The organism is Pseudoalteromonas rubra (genome assembly GCF_000238295.3).
In the GTDB taxonomy this organism is placed as follows: domain Bacteria; phylum Pseudomonadota; class Gammaproteobacteria; order Enterobacterales; family Alteromonadaceae; genus Pseudoalteromonas; species Pseudoalteromonas rubra.
Map to the genome: position 1 here is coordinate 1 of NZ_AHCD03000020.1, position 22181 is coordinate 22181.

General features: G+C 41.8%; 16 protein-coding genes, 1 rRNA gene and 1 pseudogene. 6 read left to right on the top strand and 12 right to left on the bottom strand.

Annotation, left to right across the window (positions count from 1 at the left end; translation table 11 throughout):
* The first annotated feature begins 35 nt into the window (after positions 1-35).
* The 3 genes and pseudogenes from rrf to PRUB_RS00155 form a co-directional block, all read left to right on the top strand.
* Positions 36-150, top strand: a 5S ribosomal RNA gene (rrf, locus tag PRUB_RS00145).
* Between the two features lie 602 nt (positions 151-752).
* The gene (locus PRUB_RS00150) at positions 753-1367 is read left to right on the top strand and encodes a trimeric intracellular cation channel family protein (protein WP_010386717.1); all 615 of its coding nucleotides are present in this window, start codon (positions 753-755) and stop codon (positions 1365-1367) included.
* Between the two features lie 14 nt (positions 1368-1381).
* Positions 1382-2284, top strand: a pseudogene (locus tag PRUB_RS00155) (YifB family Mg chelatase-like AAA ATPase); the annotation flags it as partial.
* Positions 2285-2624: 340 nt separating this feature from the next.
* On the opposite strand, the gene PRUB_RS00160 reads toward PRUB_RS00155, so the two are convergent.
* The gene (locus tag PRUB_RS00160) at positions 2625-3197 is read right to left on the bottom strand and encodes a hypothetical protein (protein WP_010386713.1); all 573 of its coding nucleotides are present in this window, start codon (positions 3195-3197) and stop codon (positions 2625-2627) included.
* Between the two features lie 240 nt (positions 3198-3437).
* Positions 3438-4928, bottom strand: a complete 1491-nt coding sequence (locus PRUB_RS00165; RefSeq protein ID WP_010386711.1) for a hypothetical protein — start codon at positions 4926-4928, stop codon at positions 3438-3440.
* Positions 4929-5088: 160 nt separating this feature from the next.
* Here PRUB_RS00165 and PRUB_RS00170 point away from each other — a divergent pair, with 160 nt between their 5' ends.
* Both PRUB_RS00170 and PRUB_RS00175 read left to right on the top strand, forming a co-directional pair.
* The gene (locus PRUB_RS00170; RefSeq protein WP_155946257.1) at positions 5089-5334 is read left to right on the top strand and encodes a hypothetical protein; all 246 of its coding nucleotides are present in this window, start codon (positions 5089-5091) and stop codon (positions 5332-5334) included.
* A 331-nt stretch (positions 5335-5665) separates the two neighbouring features.
* Positions 5666-6415 carry a hypothetical protein gene (locus tag PRUB_RS00175; protein ID WP_010386709.1) on the top strand — a complete coding sequence of 250 codons (750 nt, stop codon included), beginning with the start codon at positions 5666-5668 and terminating at the stop codon, positions 6413-6415.
* 45 nt (positions 6416-6460) lie between these two features.
* Here PRUB_RS00175 and PRUB_RS00180 read toward each other — a convergent pair whose 3' ends face one another.
* The gene (locus PRUB_RS00180) at positions 6461-6706 is read right to left on the bottom strand and encodes a hypothetical protein (RefSeq protein WP_010386708.1); all 246 of its coding nucleotides are present in this window, start codon (positions 6704-6706) and stop codon (positions 6461-6463) included.
* A gap of 317 nt (positions 6707-7023) precedes the next feature.
* On the opposite strand from PRUB_RS00180, the gene PRUB_RS00185 reads away from it, so the two are divergent.
* Positions 7024-7758: an excalibur calcium-binding domain-containing protein gene (locus tag PRUB_RS00185; protein ID WP_010386706.1), complete on the top strand. Its 735-nt coding sequence runs from the start codon at positions 7024-7026 to the stop codon at positions 7756-7758.
* Between the two features lie 26 nt (positions 7759-7784).
* Here the strand turns inward: PRUB_RS00185 and PRUB_RS00190 are convergent, their stop codons facing one another.
* The 9 genes from PRUB_RS00190 to PRUB_RS00230 form a co-directional block, all read right to left on the bottom strand.
* On the bottom strand, positions 7785-8870 hold the full coding sequence (locus tag PRUB_RS00190) for a GIY-YIG nuclease family protein (RefSeq protein ID WP_010386704.1): 1086 nt from the start codon (positions 8868-8870) through the stop codon (positions 7785-7787).
* Between the two features lie 87 nt (positions 8871-8957).
* The gene (locus PRUB_RS00195; RefSeq protein WP_010386702.1) at positions 8958-11390 is read right to left on the bottom strand and encodes a pPIWI_RE module domain-containing protein; all 2433 of its coding nucleotides are present in this window, start codon (positions 11388-11390) and stop codon (positions 8958-8960) included.
* Positions 11391-11401: 11 nt separating this feature from the next.
* On the bottom strand, positions 11402-14512 hold the full coding sequence (locus tag PRUB_RS00200) for a DEAD/DEAH box helicase family protein (RefSeq protein ID WP_010386700.1): 3111 nt from the start codon (positions 14510-14512) through the stop codon (positions 11402-11404).
* Positions 14499-15602, bottom strand: a complete 1104-nt coding sequence (locus PRUB_RS00205; protein WP_155946256.1) for a restriction endonuclease-related protein — start codon at positions 15600-15602, stop codon at positions 14499-14501. Before PRUB_RS00205 ends, PRUB_RS00200 begins: the two co-directional genes overlap by 14 nt.
* 99 nt (positions 15603-15701) lie before the next feature.
* Complete coding sequence (locus PRUB_RS00210; protein ID WP_010386696.1) at positions 15702-17501, bottom strand: hypothetical protein; 1800 nt, start codon at positions 17499-17501, stop codon at positions 15702-15704.
* 73 nt (positions 17502-17574) lie between these two features.
* Entirely contained in the window at positions 17575-18714 is a 1140-nt protein-coding gene (locus PRUB_RS00215; protein ID WP_010386694.1) for a TniQ family protein, read from the bottom strand.
* The gene (locus PRUB_RS00220; protein ID WP_010386692.1) at positions 18714-19607 is read right to left on the bottom strand and encodes a TniB family NTP-binding protein; all 894 of its coding nucleotides are present in this window, start codon (positions 19605-19607) and stop codon (positions 18714-18716) included. The genes PRUB_RS00215 and PRUB_RS00220 overlap by 1 nt, the downstream gene beginning before the upstream one ends.
* Positions 19608-19618: 11 nt before the next feature.
* Positions 19619-21493 carry a helix-turn-helix domain-containing protein gene (locus tag PRUB_RS00225; protein WP_010386690.1) on the bottom strand — a complete coding sequence of 625 codons (1875 nt, stop codon included), beginning with the start codon at positions 21491-21493 and terminating at the stop codon, positions 19619-19621.
* Complete coding sequence (locus PRUB_RS00230; protein ID WP_021032768.1) at positions 21490-22143, bottom strand: heteromeric transposase endonuclease subunit TnsA; 654 nt, start codon at positions 22141-22143, stop codon at positions 21490-21492. The genes PRUB_RS00225 and PRUB_RS00230 overlap by 4 nt, the downstream gene beginning before the upstream one ends.
* Between the last annotated feature and the right edge of the window lie 38 nt (positions 22144-22181).

The following is a 22181-nucleotide window of genomic DNA, read 5'->3' on the forward strand; positions in this document are numbered from 1 at the left end:
TAAAAAAGAACTAAAACAAAAATTGAAAAGATTTTCCTGGTGAAAATAGCGTTTTGGAACCACCTGACTCCATGCCGAACTCAGTAGTGAAACGAAACAGCGCCGATGATAGTGTGGGGTTTCCCATGTGAAAGTAGGTCATCGCCAGGGCCCAATTAGATGAACCCGTTGCAGCAATGCAACGGGTTTTTTGCTATGTGTGATTTAAAAAGCTGTAGACAGAGCGGTGTTATCTATTCATCCATGAAGCTGGATAGGATGTTGGAATAGGCCTGCGTTCTCTAAAAGGCTCATTTCACCTTGCGCAAAGTAATACCAATTTCACTTAATTAAGCAAATTGGTATAAATGTACTCGCGTTGCGCGCTGTCATTGTACTTTTCACTTTATTCATCCATGAATCTCGTCGACATTCGTACCTCCATGTACGTCAAACCCGTTGCAGCAATGCAGCGGGTTTTTTGCTATGTGCAATTTAAAAAGCTGTAGACAGAGCGGTGTTGTCTATTCATCCACGAAACCGGATTCTATCGCGCCTCTATATAATTGTTCCTGCATTATTCTACTTCCCCGCATCTATGTGGCTCTTTGCGCTGATCTCTTCGAACTACGAAGTATTCTTCGGTTTTTCATCGCTCTTGCGTAAAGGTGCGTTAAAGCACGACTTTTCGCTATATTTCAGATTGGTTTGAGCTACTTAATTGGTCAAAACTGAGCTAGTATCCAAGCATGTCACTCATTTACTAGAAAATAATGTCTGAGCTTTATCACTGGTTTGATTTGTTAGGTGTAATGGTGTTTGCCATATCAGGTACCTTAATTGCTTATAGTAAGCATATGGACGGGTTTGGTGTGGTTGTGTTGGCAACTGTTACCGGTATAGGAGGCGGGACGATAAGAGATGTGATCCTCGATGTTCCGGTCTTTTGGTTGCATGATTCAAGCTATTTTATTGCTATCTTTTCAGCGATAGCAGTTAGCATCTGGACGCTGAACCGGCAAAAGAAGATCCCCACACTATATTTGCAAGTTGCTGATGCATTTGGGTTGGCTTTCTTTGCTGTTATGGGGGTCCAAAAAGCGCTGGATATTGGTATGCCAGATACAACTGCTGTGATTATGGGCGTGTTGACAGGGTGCTTTGGTGGTGTGATCCGGGATGTGCTGGCCAGAGAAATTCCGCTTTTACTCAAGGGGGAGTTATACGCAATCACCTGTATTTTGGGCGGGATAGTTTATACTCAACTCATAGACTTTAATTTATCAACAGAAGTTGTCATGTTGCTGGCGATGGCCACCACGTTGTTTGCCCGACTGGCAGCTATGCGTTGGGGCATTGTGTTGCACGTCTTTAATTACAAAGATTAACCATAGGACAAGGAATGTCATTAGCAAGAATACTCACACGTGCTCAGGTCGGCATTGAATCTCCTGTTGTAACGGTAGAAGTTCACCTTAGTAACGGCTTACCTAGCTTTAACATAGTGGGCCTGCCGGAAACGTCGGTCAAAGAATCGAAAGAGCGTGTGCGCTCAGCACTGCATAACTCGAACTTTATCTTTCCAGAGCAACGCATCACAGTGAATTTAGCACCGGCTGATCTGCCCAAGCAAGGCGGCCGCTATGATCTGGCAATAGCAGTGGGCATCCTGGTTGCATCAGGGCAGCTCAATGAACAGGCAACGCTAGGGTGTGAGTTTTATGGTGAGCTTGCCCTTAATGGGGAGATAAGAGCAGTGACGGCCATCATCCCAGTTGTTATGGCTGCCAAGCATGAACACCACACCTGTTATATCCCGGAAGAAAACCTGGGCATGGCGCAGCTTGTCGAGTATCAGCAGTGTGTTGCTGCGAATACATTACATGCACTATGGCTGGATTTGAGTGGTCAATCATCGTTACCTTTGACAGCGCATGCACCTATTTCTCCTGTCAATGTGACCAGCAGCGCTCAGATGGATATGAGTGATGTTAAAGGACAAGCGATGGCCAAGCGTGCACTCGAAATTGCCGCCGCCGGAGGTCATAATATTTTGTTTCTTGGTCCTCCGGGCACAGGTAAATCCATGCTGGCACAGCGCATGCCGGGGATTATGCCGAATATGAGCATAGAACAAGCGTTACAAACGGCCGCTGTCTATTCTTTAACGGGAAAGCAGCTTAGCCTGGAAAATTGGCGTAGCAGGCCATTCCGTGCGCCTCATCATACCTGCTCTGCGGTCGCTCTGGTGGGAGGTGTAAGTTCTATTGATAAATGGAAATACACATTGGTAAATGGAAATATCCATTAATAACGGAAAGTACTTTGTGAAGTGGTAGGAGGCTCTATAGCCGCTGACACAGAATTATGAACACCCTCAATAAAGATTTCATCCCAGCCCTCTTGGCCTACTCACTAGTTGTAGTGGTCAGGTTTTACTGGTAACAAGCCACCATTATGCTGATGCGGCCTAACCTACTGTAGTAACCAAGAATGTATCTCTACTTCCCAGTACTTGCCACAACCACTCATACTTTGTGTTATTTATAACATCACCACCTTTGCCTGAATTTACAGCTGGTTTAGTGGGTCACTTGGCTATTTGGATAGACAAGTTCAATCAAGTTACAAATAGCTTCACGTATTTAGTTATGGAAGGTGAACGCACCAATGTTTTTCAAGTAGTCAGTACCAACGACAAAAGGCCGATACTTAACTTCAGATAGCACCTCTTGCGTTGACAGGTAAGTCATACACTCTCTCGTCGGATAATTCATCTTACGTGACGTAACATCAAAATGAGCCTGCATGGAGCAGTCCAGCACAGCTCCATCTGTTAGTGTGAGCCAAACATGGAAACTCAGTGCTGAATTAACACCTGGAGCAACCAGCTCGCGTTTTAAGTAATCATATGAAGTCTCACAGTAAATAGTGTCTTCTACTTCTACGTGGCCGATTGTAATGTGACTGTGTATGCCCAGGTATTCGTTCAGTGCCCGTTGCAAGATTAAATGTACCGGTATACATTGCCTTGCTAAATCAGCAGAACATCTAAAGCCATTTTTCACCAGAACATCGTGGCAAAACTTTAGCATCCGCATCTGTCTATTGGTGGAAGTCGCTTTTTGTGACAGCGGTAACACATTATCTGGTTCGCCTAATTCATACATTTTCGTTTTTGATACAGCTTCAATGAAGCTACCTCTATAAGCCAGCATCCTCTACTCCACTAAAATACTGCTATTTATTGGTTGGACTATTGTAGAACTAAGCTCCATATTTGAAAGCTCCCTTATTGTCATCTATCTAGGCAGTTTTGAGAGCGTCTTTAGACTGAGTATGACTTTTGTATGCACTTATAAAGTGCGGGGCGACAACACTATATCAATGTAATTATATATTTTCATTGAGCAATGTAATTGCCGCAGTACATATAATTTCAGACAGTTCAAACTTTATCAGAGGCACTCTTTTTCTTTCGCTAGTGGCAATAATCTAAACGTTGATCCAGTGTGCTCGGTCATTATCTTATTAACCTTATTAATATCCGAGTTGAGTTCATCCAGAGTCATAGCATTAATGTAATTTTCCACGTGTTCATATTTTTTTTTGTTCTGAGTGGCGATCCGCTGCCTGCGAGACCAGAAGTCTTGAGCGGAAATACTTTGGGCTTCACAGGCAAACTGAGCTCGCACCATAAGGTAGGCGTAATGGAGCTCGCAGTTATTATCGAGGTTTATACTAGTATACGGACTCTTATTATCCACTAGCTGGCGTAGGTTGTTATCTACCAGAACTTCAAGTGATTTAAATATAGACGTTTTCTTGCTGTCTTCTCCTATCCCCTTAGCCGTAAGTTTTATGCCGTTCTGGTAGTCATTAATGAAGTAATTGTAGATAAGCCTCTCTCTTTCGGTCGTCTTATCTAGAAGCCAATGCCACTCTAAATCACTAATTTGATGGAAAATCACTCTTACATTGTCTTGTAGAATCAACCAACTAAATAATCTCGCTCCTAACAACAGCTTACTTTTTACTCTATCAGTAATGTGGCGCTGTTTAGCTTTTCGTTTGTCGGCTGTTAGAAAGCAGTTCTCAATTTGACTATGAGCATAATTGCTAAAGTTGTGGCTCTTGACGTTTGTGCGCCACGCACGCATGATCTTGGTGCTTAACGGTTCTCGCGGTTGCGATTTTCTGGCAAATATCTGCTCATCAAACACCATTGAACGCAGCCTCGTTCGAAGTTGCTCATCCTTTAACTCGTCAATGTATTGATGGACGTTTAGATAGCCAGTAAATATAAAATCTAAGTTTTTGGCCATACCGCGCTCTGTTTCACTTCGGTAGAACAGTGCTTTCGAAAAAAACTCTTTCAACCAGGCACTGAGTACTATGGTTTGACTATCTTCTAATCTGGCATTGCGATTTTTAGGTTGGTGATGCCCTGTGAACAACTCAACTTCGGCGAATCGAGGGTCAGCTCTTTTGGTCAGCATTTCCAATCCACTAGGAGTTGAAAGGTGCAAATCATAAAGCAAATATGCCGTTTTAAACGCATCTTGACCAAATTCTTCGTCCGCCAGCCACTTAGCAAGCGATTTACCCGTAATGGTTTTTATGTGTTTAGAAATGGTTTCCTTGGCGTAGGAGAAATAATCCTCTCCCTTATCACTGCCACTATAGAGGGCTTCACAAGCTCCGCGAAGCCCCTTATTTGTTAACAAGGTTCCTGATTTACCTGGGAATAGAAAATCAAATTCTGAGCAGTTGATGAACTCATCTGCCGTTTTGTCGAGAGAACGAAGCTTCCTTTCAAATGGAAGTAGGTGGTTTTCTGGATAGCACGTTGCAATGTATTTCCCCTCATGACGTTCCACCAGGTTTTTGCGCTTAATTGAGCGTAGCTGCTCTAAATTTTTAGACTGTACAACATCGCTTAATCCCATTACCAAGATTTTCCCCAAAATTTCATACTACTGTTGTTTTATCATTTATGACGAAGGGGAGATAGTGCAAATAGTGAAGTATGAGCGCGAGAGCAAACAATATTGGTGAACTCGCTCTTCCTTTCTTGGAAATTAATCAACTTTAGAAAAGAGGTACATTATGAGTAGTTTTTTAAAAAAAATCCCAAAACCAATGTCCACTATGCAGGATTACACAAATAACTTTCATTACAATCAGATGCCTGATGGAGATAAGAAAAAATACCTTCAGCACCTTTATGATAATGATTACTCTGTTCGTGACATATCCAAGCATGTTGTAATTCCCGAGTCTCAGGTTCGAACCAAAATTGATGCTCATAGAGGTAGAGGTCCGTCATCAACGCCTTGCCTATCAAAAGGATAAGTACAACGTATCTAATGATGATACTCACCTTAGATTGGTGAGTATCATCATTGAATTTTCCTTTTAAATCAGGGGGGAAGCGTTTAACGTTTCTACCAGCTCGCTTAAGTCGAAGATATTCCTCCCCTATTAGGGGTTTGGCATAAAATCCATTGTACGGAAATGATGGCTCAGACACGTAATTGGGGCAAAAACATTTTAGGAAGCACGTTCTCTTTGTTACTGTTTTGATAATGTATTGGGTTGTGTGCTGTGTACATTTGATTAATGCAGGGTTAATATTGAGGGTGTTTGATCGTAGACTGAATTGGATAAAGATAAGAGAGGTGTAATGACGCTAACTCCCCCTCCTGGACATAACCACAATGAAGCGCCCCCAAGCGCTGTACACGTGATGTTTGGTAATTTTACAGCATCTGTAAAAGATCATAAGGCTTTGGTAATAATCATGAGTGTCGTTCTATTTGCACTATGTTTATTTCTAATGAAACCTGATCAAGTGAAAGAATTCCTTGATCGTCGCTTCATTGAACCTGATGCATGGGAGCAATATGATTTGTACGACGAAGCACAAAAATCCGTATTTGAAGTCATAGAGAACTGGAATCGCATCAAATCCATTGATGATACTCATACGACGGAAGTAAAGACAATAAGAGCTAACATTAAAGGCGTTCTTCACAGGTTCAAGAATTTGGAAACCTCGTCTTTGCCTAGGATCAATGTAGTCATTTGGCACCATGACTTAGCCAGGCTATACAATATACAATTCGATATCACAAAAAATGAGCGATATCTAAAAAAAGCGCTGGAACACCTTGCAGTTGCTGATAAGATTTCATCTGGTGATGTAACGCCAAAGCTTACCAAGGCTGAAATCATGTTTTTTGAAGAGCACGATATTAGTCATGAAATTCAGTGGACATATTTAGCTTCTTATTCAATCAATGCGGCTTTGGGTAGGAAACAATATTCAACTGAATTGAATGAGATCAAGGTCTATTTTGGTGGATGTAGAATGTTATTGGATGAATCTTTGGAGCATAAACGAATGCTGCAAGGCATAGGCTGTGATGCGTGAGGATTAAAAAGCTGCGATGTGTGAACGTCGCAGCTTCTCCGACTTTTAACCAAAAACTTCTCTAATCGTCTGAATGATAGATTTGTTATCAGTCGGTTTGACAGGCCTTAAAGATGGGCCGCCATTTCTTGCATGCAATGGTGATTCAGCTCGCTCCACTGATACAGGCTTACCATTGTCTTCGCTTGCTATCGATATCCCAGCGGTCAAAGTGGTTGCACATATTAAAGCAGTAGCAACTTTCAATTTTTTTGACGCAAGTCTTCTAAGACCTATTGGATTCATGTTCATAGCAAATTCCCTTTTTAGTTCAATTTCAATGTTATTTGGGGAAACCCCATCCAGTACAACACGTAAATGATAATATAATTTAACATTTTGTCAACCTTGGTACGTTAAGGTTAAAACAAAGATGTAGTAACACGCTATGACGAACCTCGTAATTTACAGGGTATTCGTTCATAAGAAGAGTATAGACTATCGTCTTACTTTTTGTGCATTAAGTCATCTTAAAGCTTGTGGATAGTCGGGCTCTTCGCTCTTGCTGGTAAGTGCGTTAAGACATGATAAAATTATGGGCACATAGAGATTTTTATCAAGGAAACGAGATGTACCAGCCTATTTTTAAAACTGTGTTAGTGATTATTTTAATATCAAGCTCATTGTCGACAAGTGCTAAATCATGGCGAGGCTTGGAAGTAGTAGCAGAAAATAGGTGCTCACCCTATAACAAGTCTGAGCAGTATCGATACCCACAAAGTATTGAAAACGCGATTGTAAAGCAGATGGGAGGTCGCATTTATGGACCTTACTCGGGTCGATATTTTGAATCTGATACTTACACTGACATTGAGCATATTGTAGCGACGACAGAAGGCCATGACAGCGGGTTATGTTCAGCCCCTGCTGAAGTCAAATTACAGTTTGCGACAGATTTACTGAACTTGACACTTGCTGCCCCTGAAGTGAATCGATGTGGTGCTAGGGGAAAGTGTGGAAAGGATGCCGCTGAGTGGATGCCAGAGAAAAACCGCTGTTGGTTTGCAAGTCGTGTTGTAGCAATAAAAAATAAATATCAACTGACAGTTGATCAAGCTGAAGTTGACGCCTTAGAAGCTGTGCTTTCTCATTGCCAAAGCAATGAGCTGGTTTTTTTCCCTGCTGAGAGTACCTCCGCGAGTGATAGAGTCACGATTGATGCGCTTGACCTTTATGACGACAATAACAATGGTAAAATAACCTGTAAAGAAGCTAGAAAGCACGGTATCGCACCCGTTTCAAAGGACCATGTTGCTTACGCATTTATGAATGATAGAGATCAGGACGGTGTTGTGTGTGAGTAGTCGAACTGTATTGAATCAACTCTTAATCACTGTGGAGTTTTATTATCGGTAAGTTGTTTGACCTTTCTAACCGTGTTGACAGATCTTTTCATTTCGCGAGCAATTTGCCTGATTGGAAGCCCAGATGATAAAGCCTCTACAATATTTTTATGCTTATATAAAAAGTATTCTGTAGATTCAGTCTTTCGATTGACCACCTTTTTTTGCTTACGCTGATTCAAAGTACCTGCAATTCGCCTGTTTGTTCCAAACTTTTCAAGCTGAGATAACTCTGATAGAACGCTGCATACTAAGCTCATGCTGGGAAAGTGAAAATACTCGGTTAGAGGGCCGATTGGATACTGGTACGCTCTAAACTTATACTTGAAGTACTGTTCAAGCCCACCCCGGCCAGGTAATAGAAATTCAATAGTTACGTTTTGTACAGACACTTGCTGCATTGAGAGATCTTTTTCTATCTCCTTCAATCTTGTCTCTATATCTCTGGCTGTAATCCCTATTTTGTAGATACATGTGCCACTGGCTAGCTTTAGTTTTAAGAAGTACAATGAGCTAGTCGTTAATCGGTACACATGATGTCTAAATAGTGCTTCCCAGCTTGGTTGCGATGATTTTTTGAGGTCATGTAATTTTTGGGTAATTGACTCCTCTTGGCAAACAAAAAAGTCTTTCAGGGTAAGTCTGCCTTCGATTGCCAACAGTATTGCCGTCTTAGCGTATAGAGCAGGCTCCTCCTTAATCTCAACCAGTCCTTTTTCAATTGCTATGTTTAGCCCTTTTTGCCAGTGAAAGCGTTTTTTGGCAGACTTGAACCTCTTATCAGATTCAATATTGAATGACTTTTTTGTACTAATACACGATATAAAAAACTTTAAATCTGGATCATTTAATGGTGGAAGTGATGCATCGTTGAAAAAGGCTAACCCGGCCGAATTTAATTCCAGGTTTGATTGTGCACAGGAGTGCTTGATATGAGCAAAGTGGTGCCTCTTTATTTTGCCTTTTTTCCCAACCACTAATTGTAAGCAAAAAGGACACTTTGCAAAGTGTCCAAGTTTACTTTCACTGATGTGTTGCAGTTTGCCACTATCAAGTAAGCAGTATTCCAGCAAGACATACTCTCCATTCTAAACCGTTACCTCAATTTTGATACAGTTTATGGAGTTTTGCCACCTCGTTACCTCAATTTTGATACACCACTAATAGACCTCAACGTAGTCTTCAATAGCCCCAGACGCAAGATGTATGGGCGATGGCTGTATTGTTTTTTGATTCCCCAACCAGGACAGGCTTTGAAAACATAGCTTGCTGGCACTTAATACTAATTCATTATCAGGGCAAATATTATTGGCAACTATGACTAGTTCAGTGAGTGTTTGTGCATGTCGATCATCCTTCAGCTGTATCGGTTTACTGGCAAATCGAGTTATATTTCTAGCAAAGTCCTTGCTTGCCGTAGTTGAAGGCTGTGTGCAATAGTAGACTCGTTCTGAGCTGCTCTTTTCGGCATGGAAAATACCAAATCTCATACCTGGATTGACTAGTAGTTCGGAACTTGAGTTATCACTCTCAAGTTTTCCTGCTGGACGAGGGATAATGTCATTTTGGGTTCGATAACGCACAATCGCTATGTCCGCATCATCCGGGTTTACAGGCAATTTGCTTGTTCCAAGTTTAGTGTCTTGTAATCCGGGCCAGAATCGGCGTGTTGTTATTCCATCTAGCAGAATCACAAATGCATCTTCAGGATGTTCATCTCTCCAGGCCCGGATCCCGGAAGCGATGAATTGTTCTACCTCTTCAGGAGTTTTGTATCTAAGTGGTTTGGACCACTGACTGACGACAGATTCATGATAAGGAGCCCATTTCTTATCATAGCTATACATATATGTTTCGTGTTCACCTGCAAGGCAGGCAGTTAGCCCAATGTGGAACTCTGCTGACGAACGCGAGATACGCCTACTTTTACTCTTTTGAGTAAAAACACCGAGATACCAAGTTTTTTTCGATGAGCCATTCAATGGTTCAAATGGGATCAGCATACTTCCTGCTACTCTAAAGACATCGTGTATAGCTCTAACCGCACCGTGGCAAACCCCACTATCGTCTACTTTATCAAGTGTACTTGCCCTGACAAATTGACTGTTTACACCTTGCAAGGCGAGTAGTTTTTTTAATATGGGTTTGGGGTCTAGTTGTGAAGACTTTGCACCATCTCGTAATGTTTGGTCTTCACAGGTCTCTATTATCATACTCTTGATTGAATCGTTTTTGTGTTGGTAGTGCTCAACACTTAATTCTGCCTCAGCCCAGTCAATGATCGTGTTTTCATCATTTAACTGGAGCAGAAGGCGCTCACAGTGAAGTGGTGAAATAAACTTGATTTTATAAGGGCCGTAACTCATCCATACATTATCTTTTTCGTCAAACTGTGCACTGTCATCAGCGTTTACTATTGATTTGAAAGATTGTAATAGGCGTTTTCTTACTATGTATGAGCTATAAACACATATAAGCTCGAGCGTACTTTTCCCTGTCGAGCTTACAATATCTCGAAGCTGAGATTCAGACTTTTGGACTTCAGCTAACTTAGCTCGTTTTGGCAGACGGTTAACTGATTTTCTTAGTATCAGCGCCTCACCGTTAGGGAAAGTTTGTTTCATATGGTTAGAAACGTAGTGGTGGAAAGGGTTACCTACGCCTTTGCCAATTGGAAATTTAATAGGCGCAGATTGGTACCTTGCCCTGACATTGCCTCCCTGTGACAGGTCGTATTCTTCAGGTTCACGGATAAACTCAAGCCCATTTTTATTAAGCAGCTGAATAGAAATGTCACGCCATCTCTTTTTCCAAGTGCCTTTTTCGATATCAATGGCCGTCTGAAGTACTGGTTTATCAGAACCAATTTCTATCCAGGCCGTTTTTATCGGGCTAAGGTTAGAGTCTTTCCAGGTTGATGCCAGCCGACTAATGCTACTCTCAAAATGCATGGCCGGTAAATCAAACCCTGGTACTGTTATAAGCCGTGGCGTGATAACATGCATTGCGCGCACAGGCATATCTGAAAATTCAGACTTTAGGCAATTGTCCCAAGTCAGTAGGCGCGCTTCGCTGTCCATGACCAATTCAAGCTTAACGTTGTTATCTACAGCAAGCTGAGAACTGATGAATTGTCTGGCTACAGACCATTTTGCAGCATCCCACACCCAGTCATCTGCTGTTGGACATGAGTTTGTTTTAACTACTATATGGTCTTCAATTCGTACTCTGTGTTGTCGAAAAGCACCATTCCTAATGAGTTGGCCTAATACAGGCTCGTGCATATACTTGCAAACCTCAAGCTCCCAGGAATCAAACATCATTGCCAGTGTATCCAGATCTAAGTTTGACTCAGAGACAATAAATACCTTGCCGCCGTTTAGCTCTTTTCCAAATGGAGAGAAACGAATAAAATGCCCAAAATGCCATCTGAGCATGTTGGCGAGTGAGGCATATGGCAAATATTTTAAAGAGCATTTTTGTTTTAAACGTTCCCATGCCTGAGTGAACTCATTTGAAGCAGTGTAAATAGTCACCGAACCATAAGCATCTACCGGCAAAAACATAGTTGTCGTTTTGAGACCAAAAGACATAACAAATCCTTCTAAATAATAAAGCGCTCTAGTGCATTAATGAGTGCACCGTGCAAAATTTTCATTTGTTCGTAATGACCTGACTCCTTCCAAATATCTAAAGTGTCTTTTATCAGGACAGCCCAACCACATTCTTGGTCGTGAAATGCACCATCGACAAGGTATATCGCAATATCAGTGCCGCCTCGCCGACCTCGACCGGCTAGTTGTAATAACTCCACAAGGACATTACAGAAATACTCCATTTTTAACTCCGGAGTGAGTAATTTGACTGGGCCTATCTCGTTGTAGTACTGACGTAAAGAAATATGAGCAAATTTCTGCTCGCGCTTCAGAATTTCGTGAGACGCTGGCTCAGCGTACTCTGTCTTTAACGAATTGTACGATACATGGGCCAGTGCAAGGCTGGGGTCTATGAAATGAGGTACTGGTCTGACTAACACGTAGATCGCACTTATTGCAGATTCAGCGCTGCCAGGTTGAAGTATATTATGGCCTCTGGCAACAGATGAGAAACAGGATATCAATATATCAGCATCAGAGTGCGCAAAGTTAGCTAGCTCATTTCGTTTGATAGCCTTAGGGTTTTTGCTGGAATCATAAGAGTTGGAAACTAAAAAACGTATGCGTTTAAGGGCTGTCTCTTCTCCCATTTTTTCCGTTAAAGCCTTCGCAACTTCTTCCGCTTCAGAATGACTACCAGTAACTAACATAACCCTTGCTCTTTCTGGCTTGGATTGTTTAAGTTGCTGTATTTTACTCTCTAGGGTCTGGCACCAAAGGCCCTGCGCTAAACGATATAAGTTACTCATTCTCAGCTTGGTTGTGCCGGATACTTTGATTACCTTTTCCTGCTCAAATACCTCAGACAGGTATAGGTGGAGTTTTTTAGTTTCGTCAGCAATATAGAACGCCAAAGATCCAGATACGTCGCAGCTAGTAGCCCCAGGAAACCATGCGGTCGCAGATAAACCAATGATTGTTCTTGGTATGCCACATATTGAGCGACTGGCAAAATTTCCCAGGTGAGCAATCGTCTGATGTGGATCACCAGACAAAGATATTACAGATAACTGTTGTCTTTTTTCTTTTCCATCAAGTTGGAAACCATAGTACCGGCCACCCAGTGGTCCCAGTGGAGATATACTGAATGGCTTATAGCCTATTAATTGACTATAAAACTCAGATGCATAATCGGAAGCGCGTAGGTCTGTTGAGCCAATTTGATATGTTATGTCCCTAAGGCGCTCCTGAAGGTGGTTAAACATACGGTGAAGTACGAGCATTCCTATTAGACGATCTTTTACGCTTGCCTCTAATTTTTTACGCTTATCGACTATCTCTGCTGGAAGGGGTTTCTCTTCCGGTTGATAAAGAACTAGCAGCGTATCCAGCGCCTGGCTCACTTCTTTCCGCCTGACTGTTTCGCTCATACCTACATATGCACCTGTATGATTCCAATATTCAAGCGCTACTCGAAGGTTTTCCCATTGTGGGTTGTCAGAAATAGGGCTGTTGTCAAAAAGCAAACCCAGCATATTGTCATCATAATTTGGTGCCAGCTCTTTGAAACGAAAATGAATCATTTTTTCCAAGGAAACAGTCATTAGCGCAGGTGTGTCCAGGTAACCAAATTGTTTGGGCCAGGATATATGATTACTGTTGATTGCTTCTCGAAGCAGCTTTGCTGACAGTTCAAGTGTATTTAGTTGCTCTATGATGCCGAAGTTATTTGGCCACTTTCCACTATCTTCCAGCTCCCTAGATAGAAGGCCAGCAACAGTAGGGCCTTTGTTCTTTGTTAAGCTCAGAGAGCCAACATCTAGACCGATTAAATTTTTTTGCAGTAAATCAACTTCATCTATTAGAACCAGCTGTGCTCTATGAGCAATAAGCTGTTGAATTGTATTTATCGGATTTTCATGTCTGTCTACCATTGGTACCTTTAAGCGACCGACCAGGTAAGAGTGATGATTGATGAAGAGCAGTTGTGATTTGGCTGAGTTTCGTTGGTGATTAAATTTTCCACATTGAGCCATGAAAGGACATGAAAACCCGCTTTGAGTGCAAGGCTCATCACCGTATTCGAAAGTTTTTTCCTCTGCTTCATATGCAGACAACTGACAAAAATATGCTAAATGCCTGAACACCCACTCTGATTGGTCTCTGCTCGCTTCATCGCTGCTGAGTGCTTCTGCTAACTCATCGCAAGTCTCGGTACCTAATTTTCGATGTGAGAAAAGTAAACCAGCTTGTGAGTTCAGCCCTAACAACTCAATAAAGCTGGAGAGCTTTTTATATTCATTGATTGCATCTTTAACAACGGGGACAACTATGGCTATTGAAATATTCTTTGATAGTAGAAATGTAGACATTACGCGAGTCAAAATTGACTTACCACTGCCAGTTGGAGCGATCACAAGTTGGAGTTCGCCAGTGCTAAACCAAAGTGTATCCGAGTTAGCGTTTGTTTTACCTGACTTTAGGCTTTCTAAAAACAACACTGTATTTTTGAAGTAATTTGGTTCGTTAGTTAAATTGGAGAGCCTCCTGGCATGCTCTATCAACTCTGGAACGGAAATACATATTTCTTCTAACTCAGGTTGCGTTTCAACTCTTATGGGCGATAGCTCGTCAGGTACCAACTCGGTAGGTACCACGAATTGTAGGCCAGTTTGAGGCTCAAACGTTATCGTCGATTGCTTACTTTGCTTAAATGTATGGGGTTTTTTGGCGTACAAAGCCCGAAGGAATAATAGTCCTTCTTCAATGACCTGAGAGTAGCTTTTTGAGGGCATACAGCTGAAAGCAAGTGTCGCTATATCCAATTCATTTGCTCCAGGGGTAGTCAAGACTACAGGGTTACCTTCTTCTTCGACAACTTCAAGTAGTAGCAAGAGCGCACGAGACTTGCTCAGATATGATATCTGAGAAAGTCGGATGGTTTCCAAAATATGATTTTGTATTTCTGTGGGAATGCTTCCCCAATAGGGCAAGTGATTAAGCCGGCCAAGGGTGAGCAGGAGTGCATCACCTAAAACAGGGTTCGTTTCATATTCATTGCATAAATAAAGAATAGAAATAGCGGCGTGATGAAGTGCTGTTTTTCTAAAACGGTTCATTTGACAGCCTCTTTATGTACTTCTTCACCATTTGAATGAACTTCGAGGATGTGTGAAAGGTGATCATTGGGCTGGATTTAAATTGTTCTTCTAAGTATTTGAGTTGCTGTCTCCGATAGTCGGGAATTACATAGCAAAGTTCTTGATAATGTGAATGCCCTTGAATATTGGCAGCGAGCCTTGATTCAAGGCTCCAGTCCTTCACGTCCACTCTCCAGGTGTGCTTGGCCATGCTGTCCCCACTATCGTAGGTTACTTCCAGGTCGAAATCGTCTAGAAATGGCCACATAGTTACAGTTACGTCCGGTAATTGTTCTAGTTTGTTTGCAAGGTCTAATTCTGACAAGCCTGATAGCACTGTGTATCGCCAAATGCCTCTGACCAAACGGTAGCTTGATGTGCCATCTTCGCTTGCAGGAGCCGGTAGTCCTCCAAGTGGGGAGAGCTTCCCTTTGGATAGTGAATAGTGGGCACCTTCATTTACACATTGGTTGGAAGCGCACCTGACAATCTCACCTTTCTTTATTTGCATTGGCCACTTGCAGCGTGGGCAAGGAAAGTAGTCACTGGTACCTTCAAGCAAAATATTAGAAGGGAGAGGCTCGTATAAATCACGAAAATTGCAGCCTGTAATATTTAAAAATGAATGGATGTTTTTTGGTTGCGCGACCGGGTTTTCTATTAGTCCTTTCCTAAAGCGAGTATAATGTAAGTCTCCACCAGGCATAGAAGCGAGTCTGTCTTTGGCATCTTTGATTTGTTTCTGGTTTAGTTCATCAATCAGGTTACCACTGCTCTCGAGCACAATATCTTCGGCAAATTCGGTAACTCCAAACCGATTTATTAAAGTAAAAGCATCCGGTACTGGCAGCCATTCACAAATTGGTTGCCTTAGGTTCTTAATAAACTCTTCGACTGAAGTAATCGGCTTGTTCGAGATAGAGTTTATGTATGCAATTGTGTGGCTTATATGGCCCATGAACAGATGAGCTGAAACAAGGGGATCCTTGTCGTTTAGTTTTTGCCACAAAGTTGCTGCTTTAGCTGACATTGCCAGTGCTTCCTGGGCCATCATATCTCGTTTTTTCAAAGAGCTTTCCTTATTTTACTGCGCGTGGCACGTACCAAGCTTTGTACTCGAGCGTTTTATGCGAACTACCTGGCTTTCAACAATACAGGCGCTGTATGGTTACATGTTTAAGACCTTCAGCAGCTTTTTCTCTATACTTTCAGCCCACTCTAATATCTTTTGTGATTGCTCTTTTGCAGTATTGGATGGATGGTGTGAAAGCCCTTTGTGCTCGTATTTTTGAAAATACTCATTGGCAATTTTTGCTAGTTGCTCTGATTTCCAAGTATGCTTTTCTTGTGGCCAACCGTTGCGAGTAGCAGTCAGTTTTAATAGGACTTTGAAATCGGGAATATCCATAATTCGTCCAGTTTTGCTGAGAACACATAGAGTACTGCGGCCACTTTCACTGCCTTTAAGTTCCATCTCTGCTAAGTAGATGAACTGCTCTGGAGTTACTGCTATCTCAACCCACACTATTTGTCTGGGCCGGACATTTTCACCCTCTCCAATGAGGCGCCAATTTAATTTACGTTTATTATTCGCGGGGACAATAAAAGTAGTTACTGTTTCACCTTCAACAATGAGGTTCGTACCATGGCTTCGCGTACGAACTTCCCATCCACGTTTTGAAACTAAATGTCTTAAAGCGATGATTACGTGGACGAAGTCAGTCAGATCCCGGTCAACATGATCAGCATGACCGTCAAAGTTTTCCTTTGGTAGTATGGGATCATCTTCATCAGACGGACCTGTCAGTTCATCATGAGAAACTTTTTCCGCCTTTTTACTAAAGCCATTCTTATAAACGGGATCTTCATTGTCATTGGTTGTAAAGTTTTTGAAAGCCATGCCTTGCATCGCGGAAAAGCGGTTATTTTGCGCAAGTATAGCGATATCGCTACCGCGAGTGTTTGGCTGCTCGTTGGTCTCCGGCCAATCTTCTTCATCATCAAAAGGACCTGAGCCATTAGGTGGTCTGGCTGTGTCTACACTTCCAGGCTCTGGTGTGTCGGACTCGCTGTCCCCCAACGCTAGCACCTCAAAGCTTTCACGCTTACTGCACTGTAGAATATTTGCAGCGAAAACTCCCCATTCGTCGCTATTGTTATTTGATAGCTTGAAAGGCTTTCCTGCGATTGTAAGAGTTGTTATTCCGCAAAATGGAAACGTTGCCATCATAACCAAAGGCTGATTGCCATTTGATAGCCTGTTGGCTTGGCCGATACTTTGGATATGTCTGTGTGGCATGTTAAACCAGCTTCTGCCTTCGCTGGACCAATGACCTCTATAGGCGACAAACTTCTCTAGCATACTCAGATTCTTTAAAACTTTCAAATAGGGGTTATGCCACTCAAAGTATCTGTCAAGGCTTCCCGCAACATTGCCATTGATAAACCTACTACTTACTCCGATGTAGAACCTATATAGCTCATAGCAGGGAACAACAAGAAACTTTGTAAATTCGTCATGTAGTACAGGCACTACAGCAAATAGTGTTTGGGCTAAGTCATATAGATGTTTGCCAAGTTCAATGGCCATTTTGGGGAGGACACATTGGTACGTATTGCCATATATTGAAACACTTTCGCCCAGGCGAACTATTTTTATTTTGGAAGTGTCAATTACAAATTCTTTGTTCAAAGGTGGCAGTATATTTGCGCAAGTACCTTTTTCACCTCCGCCTCTCCAGCAAGAGCCGATCAGCAAATCAGAAATTCGACTAAGTGGTTGTTTTATCTTAATCGATTGCCCAGTTACACTACCAAGTGTTAAAGGAGTTCTAATTTGCTCCTCTTTTAATTGTGAAAGGCATACCCAAACTTTGGGTACACTTTTGTCTGGTAGCTCTAGATTAGAGTAGCCATTGACCCGCCATAGACCCGGGTACTCTTTTAATTTATATACAGGTTCAGTCAAAATGTATCTTTATTGTTAATCCTTCACTTTCACTTAGCAATGTATAATATTATTCATATTTCCGTCAATGATTTCATTTTTTAAAGTGTTCGCGTTTGGCAAGTGAAGTTGGGTGAACTCCCAGTAAAGATGCGATTTCAGCAATAGTTGGTGTGCGGTTTTGGGCTCGGATATGGGCAATTACGGAGTTAATCTCTTCATCTGATGCTATATATCGCCTATGGTTTAAATTTTTATGGGCTGTAGTATGTAGCCAAAAGGGCATTAGTTTTTCATTATCTGAAAATGCAGACAATGAAAACTGGGTGTTATTCACAAGGCGTATAAATTCATGGGGCCAGTCTTCCAGGTATGTCAAAATTGCTAGTAAAACCTTGAAACGAAGCGCAAGGTTAAGGTATTCAATCGTTAGCTTCTGTGTGATTATTGGTAATACAATGCCTGTTTCTGCTTGTATTTTCTCCCTTACTTTGGATGCTCTTTTACAAAGTAAACGATTAGATAATACCCATAGGCCATTGAAAACCGATAGATTGAGAGGTTGGTTGAGCGAAGGGATAACCTGCTGGCCAGCCATGAAGTCTCTCAATAAATTTAAGTAAGGAAGAGCCTGTAAGTATTCATGATCAGATAAATAGCGAACCGGTGTATCTCTCAATAAGGAATTACATGTGAAGCAACGGTCCAGTTCACGGAAGGGTGTCTCAAATTCTCTGGCCCCAATGCCTAGCCTCTGGTAATTAACAGGGCATCCGCATTTTTCACAGCGGTCTGACAACATGCAGTGGTGCTTATGGCAGACAGTTACAAAAGACACACGCCAGGCTTTTCGGAAATACGGTTTGTTATCTTCTTTTAAGCACATAGGACAAAACACTATTCCATGTCTACGTTTTGTTCTGTGGTAAATACCAAGCGGTAACAACCATTTGGTGTTACCTGAAACACAAATTTTGTCAAATAACTCTCCGGTGTAAGAAGATATTTGGAGGCTGGAGAGATATTTTGATTTCTGAGAAGTTACACAGGCCAACAGGTCGATGAGAGCTGGACAATCCAATTTATCAATATCTCGAGACAATATTTCATTCTGGAACCCCAGCAACTTCTTGAAAAACACATGTGAGTAGAAACCATTTTCAATGGCAAGGCGAGTAATCCAAGAAGAGAACAGTTCATCGTCAAGAGGTTGAGGATGAACCGGCAGTATCATTAGAGACCTATTACGGAATCGCGAGTCCTGTCGCTGGGAGGTATGTAGCCACACTTTGACAACACATCGGTATCAATTTTCTCCTGTCCGTTTCTAATCGCAAAAGATGCAGCCTTATTTATCAGAGTAGAAAGTTCGCCAATTGTACCTTCGGAGAGTGCCATTAACTTCTTACTCATAAGTCCACTGTGAAGCTGGGAAGGTTCTTTTAATGGAGTTATGGATTCAAAAGTTCTGAGCAATTGCCTGAAGTCTTTGGTCATTTGCCACTTTGGCAACAAAAACGGCTCAAATCTGTTTTGAATTTGACTATCAACACTAGTCGCTCTTAAGAGATCTTCTGTGCCGGATGCTATAAACGATATGCTCAGCTCATTTCCAAGATATTTAAGAGTATTTAGAAATTGCTGCTGTTTAATAGATGAAGCGGCAAGCGAATTGTGAAGCTCATCAATACAGAGAACCTTGAGATCTATTTTCTTTAATACATTGATAACTTTGGCTCTTTTAGCTGATGTTGAAGAAGATGGGACTCGTTCATATAGACTTGATAGGATCTCAACGTATAAATCAGCCTCATTTGGGGAAGGCGGAGCCTGTATGTACATCACGGGTGAGATAATCGCCTCTCCTAAATAATTGGGGTCAGGAAGATGCCTTTGGCAAAACTTTTTGATGATTTCAGTTTTACCATTGTTTGTTCTGCCAATAACCATGAGATTAGGCATCCGGGATACGCGTGGATGCCTAAAAATGTCATCGCATTTTTTTAGTGCTTCAATGGCTCGAGGGTAACCTATCCATTTATGACTTGATATATCATCAATTCTTGCCTGGTCGTCCCAGTCCAACTTATGTAGGCAATCTTTGTGTAAATGAGGGTATGGATTCACTCTGAATTTCCTTAGCTAAACTCGACGTCAGAAAACGGTTCAATATCATCTACCTCATCATCGATAGGTTCATTAGGAGGAGAGGGCAATGGTGTTGTATGCTCAACGGTCCAGTTGTTTCGCCTTTCTGACATTCTCCGTTTCCGTTTTTCGGAGGCTCTTTGCTGTTTTGCGAGCCGTGTTTTTTCAATTGCCTCGCCTTCAATTTGCCGCATTTTTTGAATCCCTTTAAAAATAGCATCTTCATCAACTGCGTAATGTTCTTTTTCTTTTAGGGATTTAACGACAGCTTTGAGCTCCCATAGACTAATAGTCGGATGTGAAGTGTGTAAATATGGAATGGAAACATATTTGAGCGTATCGGGATCAAAAAAATACACGACGCTTATATCTCTGGGATCTCTTGCAAAAATAAACTTCCTTTTCTTGGAGGGGTCAGTTGGATCTTTGGCCTCAATCCATTTTCTTAACACATCTGAATAATAGTGTATTTTATCAATTACAACCCCTTGGCGCTGCACTGTCCTTTCGATATAAGGTGTGAAGTCAAGACGTAATGTTTCCTCATCTTCAATGGGGGCTGGCAATCCTATCCCAGGTTTATCTTTGTCTCCAAAGATTGCTTCGGTATACAGTTTTATTGGCGGAATATCATTTATACCCTTGTGGGGACGATGGTGGTAGCAGTACACAACAAACACAGTAAACCATTGTTCTAGTTCAGACAATGTCATACAAGCATTGCCTTCAGAATCATAGTCAAGTTTGTCTTTTACAGATGAGAATGTTGTTCCTGGAATATCTTGTACTTCTTGCATAAATGTTCTGAAGGCTCGCTCAACATGAGGGCCATAGTTGGGTTGGCCTTTTGGCCTATATTCGAGGATAATATTGTGTTGCTGGCAGGCCCTTTTCAACATGTTGCTGTGGAAGTCTTTACCGTTATCGACATGAATTTTTTCCATCTTTCCATAAATCGGCCACTCGGCATCAATATCTCTTTTTGCCAGCCAGTTTTCTTTCGGGACAATGGCGTGCGCGCAGCACAGTCCGACACTGGACGCACTAGGCGGGTCCAGTGTTACTTTGAATCCAGAAATCATTTTGGTTGCGACATCAATAGCAATCGTAAGGTATGGTCTACCGATAGGTAACCTGTGTTCTTCGTCAACTATGATTAAATCAACAGGAGTATGATCCATTTGTACAACAGCATTAGGGTAATCGGCACCAGGAAACTTCCCCGTCACAGGCTGGAATTGTTGTTTGGCTGATTTTGGTCCAATACGCTTGCGAACTAACTCCTTCTCTTCAATTTTACGCACTCTAGCGTAAACTGTGTTTTTATGAGGGACTGGCAGATCTGCTTCCATACACTCGGCTTTAATTATTCGGTATAGTTTTAGTACAGAAGGCCTTTCTTGCTTTAAATACACAGATTCGATTTGTACATTTATCAGTTCTTCAACTTCATTAGAGAGCTTGTTGTTGCCCTTATCTTCTCTGGGTTGTCGCAGTAATGAAGATACTAATCCGGTTTCTTCAAACCGTTTTAACCATCTGTAGACAGTTGTTGTGCCCTTGCCTTGGCTTTTTGCTATTTGCCGAACATCATTTTCAGTTCTGCCGGGGTTGTTTAAGAGTGGTTTTATTACCTCAAACCTATCGAGAGCAAGTTGCCACTCTTTGTCTTCAGCTATCAGGTGTTTTCCACTATGTTTTTGAGTCTCATCTGCTGGACTAAGGTATAAGTCACAGACTCTGGCGATACTTGTACTTCCGTTTTCAACAGAGCGAAGTATCGCTTCAGTAAAGCCTTTAAGCTCAAGAACCAACATTGGTTTTCCATTCCAATATACTAATTTACCGGGGGTTATGAACTTCATATATCTTCCTTAGTCCAGAGTTTAGAGTGCATTGTTAGAGGCAAGTCTAAGTTGCAGCCTATTTTAAAGTTAGCTATCAGATGCCAAATTACAGGGATGACCAGGGCTTGATTTTTCTTGTCACTAAAAAGAGTAGCGGTTAACAACGCTGGATCGGCTTCTTGCAAATCACTCATAATAGTTAGGACATGCACAAGCATAGCTTCATCAAATGTTCGGTGCTTGTATGGCCAAAGAAATTTTACATTGTTCAAAAAGGGACCTCTGATTTCTTTTTCCGTGAAAACCTTGAAGAGCCACCCTTTCTCTTTCGCTAAGCTTTTTGCTGCACGGAACTTAGGCATTAGTTTTCTCCAGCTCCCTTTAAAGTCTTCTCTGTATTTAATTTCGTATAAAACAGGGGGGAGTTCTAAGTCTTGCTTGTATGTGAGTAATCCATCGGGCGTATAGTGCCTAGGTTGTCCAGAGGGAGTGAAATAACCAATGGTGAGAGGCTGAGGAACAATGGAATCCATGCTCGAGTCGAACCTGAATAGCTCCATGAAATCTCGTTCAAGTGAAGATTCATATGAGCCGATATCAGGAACCGTGCCTGAGATACTGCGATTGGTAACACCTATTTTCCTAGCTTTTGAAGAATAGAATTGCATGTCGCTTCGCTTTATCAATGTAAACCACATTGATACTA

What these genes read in the sequence shown, in the direction of transcription:
- PRUB_RS00150 (WP_010386717.1), top strand. Translation starts at nt 753, where the DNA reads ATGTCTGAGCTTTATCACTGGTTTGATTTGTTAGGTGTAATGGTGTTT.
- PRUB_RS00160 (WP_010386713.1), bottom strand. Translation starts at nt 3,197, where the DNA reads ATGCTGGCTTATAGAGGTAGCTTCATTGAAGCTGTATCAAAAACGAAA.
- PRUB_RS00165 (WP_010386711.1), bottom strand. Translation starts at nt 4,928, where the DNA reads ATGGGATTAAGCGATGTTGTACAGTCTAAAAATTTAGAGCAGCTACGC.
- PRUB_RS00170 (WP_155946257.1), top strand. Translation starts at nt 5,089, where the DNA reads ATGAGTAGTTTTTTAAAAAAAATCCCAAAACCAATGTCCACTATGCAG.
- PRUB_RS00175 (WP_010386709.1), top strand. Translation starts at nt 5,666, where the DNA reads ATGACGCTAACTCCCCCTCCTGGACATAACCACAATGAAGCGCCCCCA.
- PRUB_RS00180 (WP_010386708.1), bottom strand. Translation starts at nt 6,706, where the DNA reads ATGAACATGAATCCAATAGGTCTTAGAAGACTTGCGTCAAAAAAATTG.
- PRUB_RS00185 (WP_010386706.1), top strand. Translation starts at nt 7,024, where the DNA reads ATGTACCAGCCTATTTTTAAAACTGTGTTAGTGATTATTTTAATATCA.
- PRUB_RS00195 (WP_010386702.1), bottom strand. Translation starts at nt 11,390, where the DNA reads ATGTCTTTTGGTCTCAAAACGACAACTATGTTTTTGCCGGTAGATGCT.
- PRUB_RS00200 (WP_010386700.1), bottom strand. Translation starts at nt 14,512, where the DNA reads ATGAACCGTTTTAGAAAAACAGCACTTCATCACGCCGCTATTTCTATT.
- PRUB_RS00215 (WP_010386694.1), bottom strand. Translation starts at nt 18,714, where the DNA reads ATGATACTGCCGGTTCATCCTCAACCTCTTGACGATGAACTGTTCTCT.
- PRUB_RS00225 (WP_010386690.1), bottom strand. Translation starts at nt 21,493, where the DNA reads ATGAAGTTCATAACCCCCGGTAAATTAGTATATTGGAATGGAAAACCA.
- PRUB_RS00230 (WP_021032768.1), bottom strand. Translation starts at nt 22,143, where the DNA reads ATGCAATTCTATTCTTCAAAAGCTAGGAAAATAGGTGTTACCAATCGC.